Here is an 11,679-nt window from a genome sequence, read left to right on the forward strand (position 1 = left end):
GAAGAGGCGCGTTTTAGCCCCCAGTTTATTAGGCTCTCCTGGAAGGGGAACTGGTGAGCCCCGAAGGGGGGAACTGAGGGGTTGTTTTTGAGCGTGAAAAGCAAATCCCTCCGGTCCTTCGGACCACCTCCCCTTCCAGGGGAGGCGAAAAGAAGAGGCGCGTTTTAGGCCCCCGGTTGTTTTAGCCCCCCTGAAAGGGGGGCTGCCCCTCAGGGGCAGGGTTCGGGGCGGCGGGTTCCGCCGGCTTGCGGGGCGCAGCGGCCGCGATGAAGCGGCTCGCGGAGAACGCTCCAGCCGTCGCCCCGGCCCTCCACGCCGCCGCGCGCTCCTCGGCGGCCCTCCTCTGGTCGGCCAGCCGCTCGGCGATGCGGCGCTCGATGTCGTCTCGCGCCCCCTCTTCCGCAACCTGAGGCGTCCCCACTGCCTCATCCCTCTCGGCCTCGAGGGCGAGCTTCAGGCTCTCGTCGCGCTCCCTCTCCCGCCGCTCCATCGCCTTCTTGATGTTGTCGATTCCCCTCAGTCCGGGCATGCTATCGTCCCTTTCGGCTTGTGCTGCCTTCACCGACATTATACTCGACGGGAGGCGGATCGATGTTCCCCCAGAGGCGCGCCGCGTGCCGCAGGCTCCTTCTGCTATAATGAGGCTGCATTTCAAGCCGGAGGAGGGGAGCTCAATGGGCGGTTTCAGCTGACGCGTCGACGGAGGATGCACGGGCTGCATTTCGTCGGGCTCCCCTGTCCTTTAATCCCCCCTGATCACCCTGCCCGCAGTTCCAAGTTCCCAATCCATCGATCCTTCGTCGTTTTTGCCCGCCCTGCCCGACGTCTGGCTGTGCACGCCCTCGTTGCGGCTGGCTGCTCGTCGACGGATGGATGATGGGAAAGTGGAATAAGCCTCCGGCGCGTCCTCCCACGGGGACGCGCGGTGCGCTGCGGCTTGCCCGAATAGGAAGGCGGCTCGCCGTTTCGACGAGGCCAAAGCGAGAGAAACGTTGCGAAAGGTCACAAGAGAAATGACGAAGATACGGAAAGGAACGAAAACCATGCTCAAGACGTTTGGAAGAGTTTTTGCCCTGTGCGCTCTGCTCCTGGCCGCCGCCGTGGCGGAGGCCGAGCCCCTCGACGCCTTCAAGGACCTCGAGGGCACGCTGGACATCGCCGGAGGGACGGCCCACATCCCCGTGATGACTCAGGCGGCCCAGGACATCATGACTTTCAACCCGAAGATCCGCATCACCGTTGCTGGCGGCGGCAGCGGCGTCGGGGTCAAACAGGTTGGCGAGGGCCTGGCCGGCATCGGCAACACGGGCCGCCCCCTCAAGGAGAAGGAGGTCGAGCAGTACGGGCTCAAGAGCCACCCCTTCGCCATCGACGGGGTGGCTCTGGCGGTTCACCCGGACAATCCGGTCAAGAGCTTGACGGGGGAGCAGGTGGCAAAGATTTACACCGGCGAGATCAAGGACTGGAAGGACCTGGGCGGAGAGCCTGGAGCCATCGACGTCTACGGACGCGAGGACGGCAGCGGCACGAGGGAGACCTTCACCGATAAGCTGCTGGGCAAGGCGGAGCTGGCCCCCACGGTCAACGTCGTGAGCTCCAACGGCGCGATGAAGACCGCCATCGCCCAGGACCCGCGGGCCATCGGCTACGTGGGCATCGGACACCTGGATCAGACCATCGCCGGGGTTGCCATCGACGGGCACGTCCCCTCCCAGGAGAACGCGGCGTCCGGTGAGTACCCCGTCGTGCGCCAGCTCTTCATGAACACCAGGGGAGAGCCTTCGGGCCTCACGGCGGCCTTCATCGACTATATCTACAGCGACGCGGGGGCGAAGATCATCGAGAAGAGCGGCTACATCCCCATCCCCAGGTCGGGGAAGTAGCGCCGTGCGCTGTGGAGCCGTTCGGGACGGGGACCGGGAGGTCCCCGTCCTCCTGCGCGCCCTGGCGCTCTCCGTGTCGGGCCTCCTGGGGACCGTCATCGCCTTCATCCTGATCTCGGGCCTCGCCGCCCTGCTGGAGGGGCGGGGCCTGGCCCTCCTGGGGCGCCTCTGGAACCCGGCAGGAGGCCGCTTCGGCATCCTGCCCATGGTCCACGCCTCGGTCCTGCTGGCGCTCTCCTCGCTCCTCCTGGGCTGGCTCCTGTCGCTGGGCTGCTGCTGTATGCTGAACGGCATAGCGCCGCGTCCCCTCGCGGCCCTCCTGATGGGGTGTTTGAGGCTGATGACGGCGGTGCCCACCGTGGTCTACGGCTTCGCCGCCGTCTTCCTCCTCGTGCCGCTTATCCGTGGGGCTCTGGGAGGGACGGGCTTCTGCTGGCTGGCGGCGTGCCTCATCCTGACGCTCCAGGGCCTGCCCACCATGACCTTCGTCATGGACGGCGCGGTCCGGAGCTTGGTGGCGCAGACGTCGCTGACCGCGGCCGCCCTGGGCATGACGCCCCTGGAGTGCCTGAGCCGCGTCGCCCTGCCCCTGGCGAAGCGCTCCATGCTGTCCGCCGCCGTGCTGGGCCTGGGCCGTGCGCTGGGGGACGCGCTGATCCCCACGATGCTGGCCGGCAACGCCATCCAGTTCGCCCTCTCGCCCCTGAGCTCCATGCGAACGCTCACGGCCCACATCGCCCTGGTCCTGTCGAGCGACATCGGCGGCGGCGAGCACCTGTCGCTGCTCCTGGCGGGGGCGCTGCTCCTCCTGGCCTGCGCCGCGTTCAGCCTGGCGGCCCGGCGCCTGTCCCGGGAGGCGTCGGGGGACGTCAGGCCATGAGGGCGCGCTTTCTTCGGGAGAAGCTCCTGCTGGCCCTGGGGTGGACCGCGATGCTGGGGACGCTCCTCTCCCTGTCGGGGCTGGTCCTCTTCCTGCTGGTGCGGGGGCTCCCTGCGGTGAACCTGAGGCTGTTCTTCGGCAGCACGCCCCCCCTCGATGCGATCCTCGCGGTCCGGCCCGTGTGGGGCGGCATCTGGCCCGCGGCTGCGGGGACGCTGTTCCTGCTGGCCGTCACGATGTCCCTGGCGTTGGCGCCGGGCCTGGCCTGCGGCGTCTACCTGGCCTGCTTCGCGGGGCGCAGGGAGAGGGACTGGATCGGCGGGTGCGTGGACGTGCTGGCGGGGGTCCCCTCCATCGTGATGGGGCTCTTCGGCCTTCAACTGATCATCCTGCTGCGCCGGACGTTCCTGCCGCAGGGGACCACCTGCCTGCTGCTGGCGGCCTTCTGCCTCGCCGTTTTGGTCCTGCCCGTGCTGGTGACGTCGGTCCGGGCCGCCCTGGAGGCGCTGCCCCAGGGGCTGACGCTCACGGCCAGCGCCCTGGGCATGACACGGGGACAGGCCGTCCTTCGTCTGCTGCTGCCTGCGGCCGCTCCTGGGATCCTGGGCGGAGTCATCCTGGCGATGGGGCGCGCCATGGAGGACACGGCCGTCATCATGCTGACGGGGGCCGTGGCTAACGCGGGGCTGCCCGCAGGGCTGACCTCCAAGTTCGAGGCGCTCCCCTTTAAGGTCTACTACACCGCGGCGCAGTATTCGGGGCCGGAGGAGCTGTCTCAGGGGTTTGGCACGGCCTCCGTCCTGCTCCTGCTCTCTGCGGCGCTGATCCTGGGCGCGCGTGCGCTGCAGGGACGGCTGACGCAGCGCTGGCGGGGTGCGGCCGGGAGGGGAGGGATCGGAGCGTGAACGACCTCTCGTCCTGCGCGGAACTCCGCGGCCTCGCCGTGTCCTTCTTCGGGCGGCCGGTGCTGAAGGGCCTGGACGTCCGCTTCCCGGCGCGAAGGATCAGCGTCATCCTGGGACGGTCCGGGTCCGGGAAGTCCACGCTGCTGCGCTCCATCAATCGGCTGAACGAGTGTTTCGAAGGGTATGAGGAGGAGGGAGAGGTTCGCGTCCTGCTGGGCGGGGCGATGCGCCCCACGCGGGGGGACGGCGCGCCCTCCCCGCACGAGTTGAGGCGGCGGGTGGGCATGGTCTTTCAGTCCCCCAACCCCTTGCCGATGAGCATCCGGCGCAACCTGACCCTGCCTCTTGAGCTGGCGTCCTCCGCGCGACCCTCGAGGCAGGAGGTTCGAGAGAAGCTCCAGGGGGCCCTGGAGCAGACGGGCCTCTGGGACGAGGTGCGGGACCGGCTGGACGCCCCCGCAGCCTCCCTCTCCGGTGGGCAGCAGCAGCGCCTCTGTCTGGCGCGGGCGCTGACCCTGGGGCCGGAGCTCCTGCTGCTGGACGAGCCGACCTCCTCCCTGGATCGGGCCGCGGCGGCGCGGATCGAGGACATGCTCCTGTCCATGAGGGACCGCGTCTCCATCGTCCTGGTGTCCCACAGCCTGACCCAGGCGCGCCGCCTGGCGGACTTCGCCGTCGTGCTGGCCGAGGGGCGCCTGCTCCGCACCTTCGACGCTCCGTCCCTGGGGGCGGCCATCGACGACGGTTCCCTGGTGCGCGAGGTCTTCTAGGGAGCGCCCTGCGCGTAACGCGCAGGGCGCTTCTCCTCCGGCTTTTAGGCGTGCGCCCCCTTGCCCGACCGCTGGATCGCGTCCAGGATATCGTCGAGCCATGGACCCTCCAGGTCCTCGACCCGCCCTCGGTCGCAGAGCTCCGCAAAGTGCGGGTCCATGGGGATGTGGGCCACGGCACCAACGCCGAGGGCCCTGGCCTCCTCCCCCGCGTGGCCGCGGCCGAAGATGTGGTGCCGCTTTCCGCAGTCGGGGCACTCGAAGTACGCCATGTTCTCCACGATGCCCAGGACGGGGATCTTCATGAGGCGGGCCATGTGAAACGCCTTCTTCACGATGAGCCCCACGAGCTCCTGAGGCGAGGTCACGACGACGATGCCGCTCACGGGGAGGGACTGAAAGACCGTCAGGGGGACGTCGCCCGTTCCGGGCGGCATGTCCACGAACAGGCAGTCCAGCTCCCCCCAGTCCACGTCCTCCCAGAACTGGGTGACCGTCCCCGCGATGACGGGCCCCCGCCACACGACGGGGTCCTCCTCCCGTGGCAGGCAGAGATTCATGGAGATGACCTCCGTGCCGTCCCGCGTGACGGCGGGGAGGATGGCCTTGCCATCGGAGAAGACCTTCTCGTGGAGGCCGAACATCTTGGGGATGGAGGGGCCGGTGATGTCCGCGTCCAAAATCCCCGTCCGCATCCCCCGCCTCCTGCCCCCGGAGGCCAGGAGGGCGGTCACCAGGGATTTGCCGACGCCGCCCTTGCCGCTGACAACGCCCACCACGCGCGCCACCCTGTTCTCCTGTTTGGCTGCCGCCCTTGCCGCCGCCGCCGGCGCCGCGCAGCCCGCGGCGCAGTGATCGCAGTTGTGATCGCAGTGCTCGCTCATGTGACCTGCTCCTTTGCTGTTTCGCCCGCCGCTGCATCCTTAAATTCAAAATTCAAAGACCGGATTCAAAGACGAGGGCGGCTTCGTCAAAACGGACATCTCATATTATAATATAAGACGACCTGCGCCGCGCGGGCGGCGAGGTGCGGCCATCCTTTCACGTTTCAATTTTCTGGAGCTTGTGTCGTTTTGGAGAGGGAGGGAATTTGTTGTGAGAAAGTTCCTGTGTGCGCTGTTGGCGCTGGCGCTGGTGTCGGTCGGTGCGGCGGGGGCGTCGGCGGAGTGGAAGTTCGAGCGCAAGGTGGACCTGGTCTGCCCCTGGGGCGTCGGCGGGGGCGCGGACAGCACGCTCCGGCCCATGGCCGCCCTGCTGAAGGACATCCTGGGCGTTCAGGTGGAGGTCGTCAACGTCGAGGGCGGAAGCGGGGTCAACGGCGTGGAGTACACCTACAAGCAGCCGGCCGATGGCTACACCTTCATGCTGGGCACGCAGAGCCTGATCATGCAGGACCTGCAGGGTGCCACGTCCATGAACTTCAAAGACGAGTTCATCCCCATCGTGAAGCTGGTCCACTCCATCAACATCATCGCCGGCTCGAAGAAGGCCATGGAGGCGAAGGGCTATCATAACTTCTCCGAGCTGTACGAGTACGCCAAGGCGCACCCCTACGAGGTGAGCGTCGGCATGTTGACGGTGACGGGCGCGGACGGCGCCTCCCTGCGCCAGACGCTGGAGGGCCTCTCCGTCAACGAGGTCGCCTACGGCGGCGGCGCCGAGATGAACTCGGCCCTCGTCGGCGGGCACATCGACATGATGATCACCGGCACGGACGAGATCGCGGGTCTGATCAAGGCGGGGGACATCGTCCCGCTGTGCGCCATCAGCGAGAAGCGCATGAAGCTCTACCCGGACATGCAGTGCACGGGCGAGCTGGGCATCAACTCCTACATCGGCACCTGGCGCGGCATCTTCGCCAAGAAGGGGACGCCCCAGGAGGCCATCGACGCGCTGCTTGCGGCCGTCAAACAGGCCGTCGAAACGCAGACATGGCAGGACTTCCTGAAGGCCGGAGCCTACGACGAGCGCCCTGGCTTCGCCGGGCCTGAGGAGTTTGGCCAGCTCTTCGAGAGCGAGTACAAGGCCTTCACGGACTACCTGAAGTCCGAGGAAGTCCTGAAGAAGGACTACTACGCGAAGTAGTGGAGAACCTTTGACGAAGGGGGCCGGGGCTTTTCTGCCCCACCCCCTTTGCTGTATCCGGGAAGGGGTGCGGAACCGTTGTTTGAGCTGATTTGCAACGCGCTTTTGTGGCTGGCGCTCCTCTACGTGTACTTCTTCCACGTGACGGAGGCGCCGATCCCCGTCAAGGTTCAGAAAAACCCGTATGCGCTGAGCCCGGACGTCTGGCCCAAGGCCATCGTCATCCTGCTGCTCGTCTTCATCGCCGTCAACATCGTCCGAATCCTCCGCAGGAACCGGGACAATCCGGACTTCTCCCTGAGGGGCTTCGGGGTCCGCTCCGCCGAGTTCCTCAAGAGCCGCACGTTCCTGGGCATCCTCCTGGTGCTGGGGGCCAGCTTTGCCCTGGAGCCGCTGGGCTTCATGGGGACGTGCTTCCTGATGCTCCTCCTCTACGGGCTGCTCCTGGGCGACCGCCGCGTCCTGCGGCTCGTCGTCCTGTCGGCGGCGGTCACCGTGCTGCTCTACGCGGTGTTCGGCGTCCTCCTGTCCGTCAACCTTCCTCGCGGCACGCTCCCCCAGGCGCGGGATTTCGCCCTGTACGTCGAGTCGCTGATCGCGCGGGCGCAGGCCGCGATCTTCTAAATCCTTTCGGGAGGTGAGAGAAAATGTCCACATGGGAATTGCTTCAGAGCGGGTTCGGCGTCCTGATGGACCCCTATACGTTCATGATGATGGCCTTCGCCATCGTCGTGGGGACGCTCTTCGGCGCGCTGCCGGGCGTCAGCGCCACGATGGCCGTGGCCCTGGGCCTGCCCTTCACCTACAGCATGAAGCCCGTTCCGGCCATCGTCTTTCTGGTCGCCGTCTACTGTTCCTCCATCACGGGCGGCAGCATCACGGCGATCCTGTTCAAGATACCCGGCGTGCCGTCCAGCGCCCCCACGACGTTCGACGGCTACCCCATGGCCCAGCGCGGCGAGGCGGGAAAGGCGCTCGGCATCGCGCTCGGCAGCTCGGCCATCGGCGGTCTGGTGTCCGCGTTCTGTATGCTCCTGCTCTCCCCGCAGCTGACGCAGGCGGCGCTCTCCTTCAGTCCGGCGGATATCTTCGCCATCACGTTCATGGGGCTGTCCATCCTGACCTGCCTCGACTCCAGGAACATCCTCCGCACGGTGATCTCCGGCCTGCTGGGGCTGCTTCTGGCCTGTGTCGGGCAGGACACGATGTACGCCGTGCAGCGCATGACGTTCGGCTCGACGCAGCTGATCGCGGGGCTTGAGATGATCCCCGTCCTCATCGGCATCTTTGCCGTGACGGAGGTGCTGAAGCAGACGGGGACGGACAGGCGCCTGAAGGCGGAGCAGGGCGTGGGGGGCGGCAGCGTCAGCACGAAGATGCCCTCGGTGAGCGAGTGGTGGGGCATCAAGTGGCTCCTCGCGCGGTGTTCCGTCATCGGCACGATCATCGGTATCCTGCCCGGGGCGGGGGCGACCATCGCCTCCTTCCTGTGCTACTCGACGGAGACGAAGCTGTCGAAGTACCCGGAGAAGTTCGGCACGGGCATCATCGACGGCATCGCCGCCTCCGAGACGGCGAACAACGCCGCCACGGGCGGCTCCATGGTGCCCCTGCTCTCGCTCGGCATCCCCGGCGGCAACGCGGCGGCCGTCATGATGAGCGCGCTGGTCCTGAAGGGCGTCCAACTGGGGCCGCTCCTTCTGAAGAACCAGCCGGAGTACCTCAGCGCGACGTTCGCCTCCATGTTCGTCACGAACATCCTGATGGTCGTGGTGGCCATCTTCATCGCGCGGATCTTCGCCAAGGTCCTGGCGGTGCCGTACTCCTACCTGGGGCCCATCATCATCATGCTGGCCCTCATCGGCTCCTACGCCACGAACATGAGCATCGCGGACGTCAAGATCATGGCCGTGGCGGGCATCGCCGGCCTGGCGTTCTCCGCCTGCCGCTTCAACAGCGCCGCGCTGATCCTGGGCCTCGTGCTGGGCACGATATGCGAGGGCAACTTCAGCCGCGCCTTCACCCTCTCCCACGCGAACCTCGCCGCGATGTTCGCCCGCCCCGTGGCCGGCACGCTGATGGCCGTCAGCGTCGTGCTGCTGCTCTACCCGGTGGTTGCGCCCCTCTTCAAAAAGGGCTGCAAGGGCGAAGCGTGAGGGGCCGGCGCCGTTCTGACCTCGGAGGACGCTGCCGGAAGGGGGCGTTCGTCGAATTTGTCCATGGAGGTGTGCGATGGAACTGAAGACGACGGGGGTGGCGGGCACGCTGGAGTCCAGTGACGTCATGGTCACCCTTGAGCCGGCCGACTCCGGCGGGATCAAGCTCCTTTTGGAGAGCACGGTCCTGAAGCAGTACGGGCGGCAGATTCGGGAGACGACGCTCGCCACGCTGGAGCGCCTGGGCGTGAGGAACGCCGGCGTCACCGTGAACGACCACGGCGCGCTGGACTGCACCATCAAGGCGCGCATCGAGTGCGCCTACTACCGTGGCTGCGGGTGCGGCCCGGACGACAGGATTCCCTGGGGAGGTGATGTGCGATGATCCCGCGCCCCAAGCCGGAGCGGTTTCGCCTGCGCCGGACGATGCTGTTCATGAACGCACAGAGGCCCGGCCTGATCAAGGACGCCTACGTCTACGGCGCGGACTCCATCATGCTGGACCTGGAGGACGCCGTGGCGGAGAACCAGAAGGACTCCGCCCGCTTCTCGCTGTACCATGCGCTGAAGGAGGTCGATTACGGGGACACGGAGGTCATCGTCCGCATCAACGGGCTGGATACGCCCCACTGGCGCGAGGACGTCCGCGTCTGCGTGGCGGGGGGCGCCGACGGGCTCCGCATCGCCAAGACCGAGAGCGCTCAGGACGTCCGGGCCGTGGAGGAGGCGACGCTGGCCGCGGAGCGCGAGTTTGGCGTCGAGGAGGGGCGGACGCTGCTCATGGCGGCCATCGAGAGCCCCAAGGGCGTCCTGAACGCCTATGAGATCTGCACGGCGTCGCCGCGGCTCTTCGGCGTCGCGATATCGGGCGGCGACTACCGAAAGTGTATGCAGGTCAAGGTGGTGCCGGGCGGCATCGAGATGCTGGCGGCCCGGGGGCACCTGCTCATCGCCGCGCGGGCGGCGGGGGTGCAGTGCTTCGACACGGTGTTCACCAACCTGGACGACGACGAGGGCTTCCGCGCGGAGGTCCAGCAGAACAAGGACATGGGCTTTGACGGAAAGTCCCTGATCAACCCCCGCCAGATCTCGATCGTCCACGAGATGCTGGCCCCCACGCAGAGGGAGATCGCGGACGCGGAGAAGATCGTTCGAGCCTTCCGCGAGAACGCGGATAAGGGCGTCGGCGTCTTTACGATCAACGGCAAGATGGTCGACGTGGCCTTCGTCCCCGGAGCGGAGCGCGTGATCCGGCTTGCCAAGGCGAGCGGTGTGTACGAGGGGGACCTTTAGGATGAAGAACGCAGTCGGCAGAGAGATACCCGACGAGCTGCTGAAGGAGGGCTGGAAGGTCTACCAGGGTGCGGGGCACCGCGACGGCGAGCTCCTGAAGAAGCGGGGCCCGCGCACGCGCATCGGCGAGAAGCCCCAGGGAAGCAAGCTGGTGGGGAGCCTTCGGGAGGCCATTCAGCGGTGCGGGCTGAGGGACGGCATGACGATCTCCTTCCACCACCACTTCCGGGACGGCGACTACGTCGCCAACCTGGTGATGAAGGAGGTGGCGGAGCTGGGCATCCGGGACGTCACCATCGCGGCCTCCAGCCTGGGCGCCGCCCACGACCCGATCGCCCGTTACATCGAGGAGGGCATCGTGACGGGGCTGCAGACCAGCGGCATCCGGGGCCGGATGGGGGAGGTGGTCTCCCAGGGCAGGCTGAGGACGCCCGCCATCCTGCGCAGCCACGGCGGACGGGTCCGCGCCATCGAGGAGGGGGAGGTTCACATCGACGTGGCCTTCATCGGCGCGCCGACCTCCGACGAGTGCGGCAACGCGCGGGCCGTGGGCGGGCGCAGCGACTGCGGCGTGCTGTCCTACGCCATGGCGGACGCGGAGTACGCCGACAGGGTGGTCGTCGTCACGGACACGCTGGTCCCCTATCCCAACTTCCCCGCCAGCATTCACGGCATCGACGTGGATTACGTCGTCAAGGTGGACGAGATCGGGGACCCAAAGAAGATCGCCACGGCCGCAGCGCGCATGACCCAGAACCCCAGGGACCTGATGATGGCGGAGACGGCGGCGAAGGTCATGGCCGCCACGCCCTGGTTCAAGGACGGCTTCAGCTTTCAGACGGGGGCGGGCGGGCCCTCCCTGGCCGTGAACCGCTTCATCGAGCCCCTGATGCGCGAGCGCGGCATCCGGATGCGGTGGGCCATCGGCGGCATCACGGGCTCCATCTGCGAGCTGATGGACAAGGGGCTGGTGGACGCGATCCTCGACACTCAGGACTTCGACGTCGCCGCCATCGAGCACATCGGGAAGAGCCCCCACCACTTTGAGATCTCCGCCAGCGAGTACGCCAACCCGGCCAACAAGGGCGCGCTGATCAACAAGCTGGACTTCGTCGTCCTCGCGGCTCTGGAGGTGGACACGGACTTCAACGTCAACGTCATCACGGGATCGGACGGCGTTCTGCGGGGCGCGCCGGGCGGGCACCCGGACACGGCGGCCTCCGCCAGGTGCTGCATCATCGTGACGCCCCTGACGCGCGGGCGCATGCCCACGGTCTGCGAGAGCGTCGTGACCGTCACGACGCCGGGGGACTGCGTGGACGTTTTGGTGACGGACTACGGCACGGCGGTGAACCCTGCCCGGCAGGATATCGTCGAGTGTCTGGACAAGGCGGGCATCCGGCACGTGCCCATCAAGGCGCTTCAGGAGAAGGCCTATGCGCTGGTGGGCCGGCCGGACCCGCTGCGGTGGAAGGACCGGGTCGTCGCCATCCTGGAGGCGCGGGACGGCAGCATCCTGGACGTGGTGCGGGAGGTCATGCCCTACGAACCACTTTAATACCAAATCGCGTCTAATGTGGATTGCCTCCCCTGAAAGGGGAGGTGCCGCCAAGGGCGGCGGAGGGGTTCAGCCAGACGACACGACTTACGGACGCCGACAGGCGGTCGGCGTCGTGTCGGTCGGCTGTGCCTCCACAAGGCAATTGA

Annotated in this window: 12 protein-coding genes; 10 read left to right on the forward strand and 2 right to left on the reverse strand. The window is 67.3% G+C overall.

Annotated features, from left to right (window positions below; all coding sequences use genetic code 11):
- Positions 1-181 precede the first annotated feature (181 nt).
- On the reverse strand, positions 182-529 hold the full coding sequence (locus tag SY1_RS08825; protein WP_015556814.1) for a hypothetical protein: 348 nt from the start codon (positions 527-529) through the stop codon (positions 182-184).
- A 514-nt stretch (positions 530-1,043) separates the two neighbouring features.
- Between SY1_RS08825 and SY1_RS08830 the strand changes: the two genes are divergently transcribed.
- The 4 genes from SY1_RS08830 to SY1_RS08845 are packed head-to-tail and all read left to right on the forward strand — an operon-like array spanning position 1,044 to position 4,438.
- Positions 1,044-1,883 carry a phosphate ABC transporter substrate-binding protein gene (locus SY1_RS08830; RefSeq protein ID WP_208873507.1) on the forward strand — a complete coding sequence of 280 codons (840 nt, stop codon included), beginning with the start codon at positions 1,044-1,046 and terminating at the stop codon, positions 1,881-1,883.
- A 4-nt stretch (positions 1,884-1,887) separates the two neighbouring features.
- Positions 1,888-2,763, forward strand: coding sequence for a PstC family ABC transporter permease (locus SY1_RS08835; protein ID WP_243440646.1), 876 nt, complete (start codon positions 1,888-1,890; stop codon positions 2,761-2,763).
- Entirely contained in the window at positions 2,760-3,668 is a 909-nt protein-coding gene (locus SY1_RS08840) for a PstA family ABC transporter permease (RefSeq protein WP_015556816.1), read from the forward strand. The genes SY1_RS08835 and SY1_RS08840 overlap by 4 nt, the downstream gene beginning before the upstream one ends.
- Positions 3,665-4,438: a phosphate ABC transporter ATP-binding protein gene (locus SY1_RS08845; RefSeq protein ID WP_208873508.1), complete on the forward strand. Its 774-nt coding sequence runs from the start codon at positions 3,665-3,667 to the stop codon at positions 4,436-4,438. Before SY1_RS08840 ends, SY1_RS08845 begins: the two co-directional genes overlap by 4 nt.
- A gap of 44 nt (positions 4,439-4,482) precedes the next feature.
- Here SY1_RS08845 and SY1_RS08850 read toward each other — a convergent pair whose 3' ends face one another.
- Positions 4,483-5,322: a P-loop NTPase gene (locus SY1_RS08850; RefSeq protein ID WP_015556817.1), complete on the reverse strand. Its 840-nt coding sequence runs from the start codon at positions 5,320-5,322 to the stop codon at positions 4,483-4,485.
- A 211-nt stretch (positions 5,323-5,533) separates the two neighbouring features.
- Here SY1_RS08850 and SY1_RS08855 point away from each other — a divergent pair, with 211 nt between their 5' ends.
- The 6 genes from SY1_RS08855 to citF all read left to right on the forward strand — a co-directional run bounded on the left by SY1_RS08855 (position 5,534) and on the right by citF (position 11,530).
- On the forward strand, positions 5,534-6,523 hold the full coding sequence (locus tag SY1_RS08855; protein ID WP_208873509.1) for a Bug family tripartite tricarboxylate transporter substrate binding protein: 990 nt from the start codon (positions 5,534-5,536) through the stop codon (positions 6,521-6,523).
- 78 nt (positions 6,524-6,601) lie between these two features.
- Positions 6,602-7,147 (forward strand): tripartite tricarboxylate transporter TctB family protein, encoded by a 546-nt coding sequence (locus SY1_RS08860; protein ID WP_208873510.1) that lies wholly within the window; start codon positions 6,602-6,604, stop codon positions 7,145-7,147.
- 23 nt (positions 7,148-7,170) lie between these two features.
- Positions 7,171-8,679 carry a tripartite tricarboxylate transporter permease gene (locus SY1_RS08865; RefSeq protein ID WP_015556818.1) on the forward strand — a complete coding sequence of 503 codons (1,509 nt, stop codon included), beginning with the start codon at positions 7,171-7,173 and terminating at the stop codon, positions 8,677-8,679.
- 76 nt (positions 8,680-8,755) lie between these two features.
- Positions 8,756-9,064 carry a citrate lyase acyl carrier protein gene (gene citD, locus SY1_RS08870; RefSeq protein WP_015556819.1) on the forward strand — a complete coding sequence of 103 codons (309 nt, stop codon included), beginning with the start codon at positions 8,756-8,758 and terminating at the stop codon, positions 9,062-9,064.
- The gene (locus tag SY1_RS08875; protein ID WP_015556820.1) at positions 9,061-9,972 is read left to right on the forward strand and encodes an aldolase/citrate lyase family protein; all 912 of its coding nucleotides are present in this window, start codon (positions 9,061-9,063) and stop codon (positions 9,970-9,972) included. Before citD ends, SY1_RS08875 begins: the two co-directional genes overlap by 4 nt.
- Before the next feature lies 1 nt (position 9,973).
- Positions 9,974-11,530: a citrate lyase subunit alpha gene (gene citF, locus SY1_RS08880; protein ID WP_015556821.1), complete on the forward strand. Its 1,557-nt coding sequence runs from the start codon at positions 9,974-9,976 to the stop codon at positions 11,528-11,530.
- Positions 11,531-11,679 lie beyond the last annotated feature (149 nt).

This window comes from Fretibacterium fastidiosum, from assembly GCF_000210715.1.
In the GTDB taxonomy this organism is placed as follows: domain Bacteria; phylum Synergistota; class Synergistia; order Synergistales; family Aminobacteriaceae; genus Fretibacterium; species Fretibacterium fastidiosum.

Coding starts and splice junctions, on each gene's coding strand:
- SY1_RS08825 (WP_015556814.1), bottom strand. CDS start 529: ATGCCCGGACTGAGGGGAATCGACAACATCAAGAAGGCGATGGAGCGG.
- SY1_RS08830 (WP_208873507.1), top strand. CDS start 1,044: ATGCTCAAGACGTTTGGAAGAGTTTTTGCCCTGTGCGCTCTGCTCCTG.
- SY1_RS08840 (WP_015556816.1), top strand. CDS start 2,760: ATGAGGGCGCGCTTTCTTCGGGAGAAGCTCCTGCTGGCCCTGGGGTGG.
- SY1_RS08850 (WP_015556817.1), bottom strand. CDS start 5,322: ATGAGCGAGCACTGCGATCACAACTGCGATCACTGCGCCGCGGGCTGC.
- SY1_RS08865 (WP_015556818.1), top strand. CDS start 7,171: ATGTCCACATGGGAATTGCTTCAGAGCGGGTTCGGCGTCCTGATGGAC.
- citD (WP_015556819.1), top strand. CDS start 8,756: ATGGAACTGAAGACGACGGGGGTGGCGGGCACGCTGGAGTCCAGTGAC.
- SY1_RS08875 (WP_015556820.1), top strand. CDS start 9,061: ATGATCCCGCGCCCCAAGCCGGAGCGGTTTCGCCTGCGCCGGACGATG.
- citF (WP_015556821.1), top strand. CDS start 9,974: ATGAAGAACGCAGTCGGCAGAGAGATACCCGACGAGCTGCTGAAGGAG.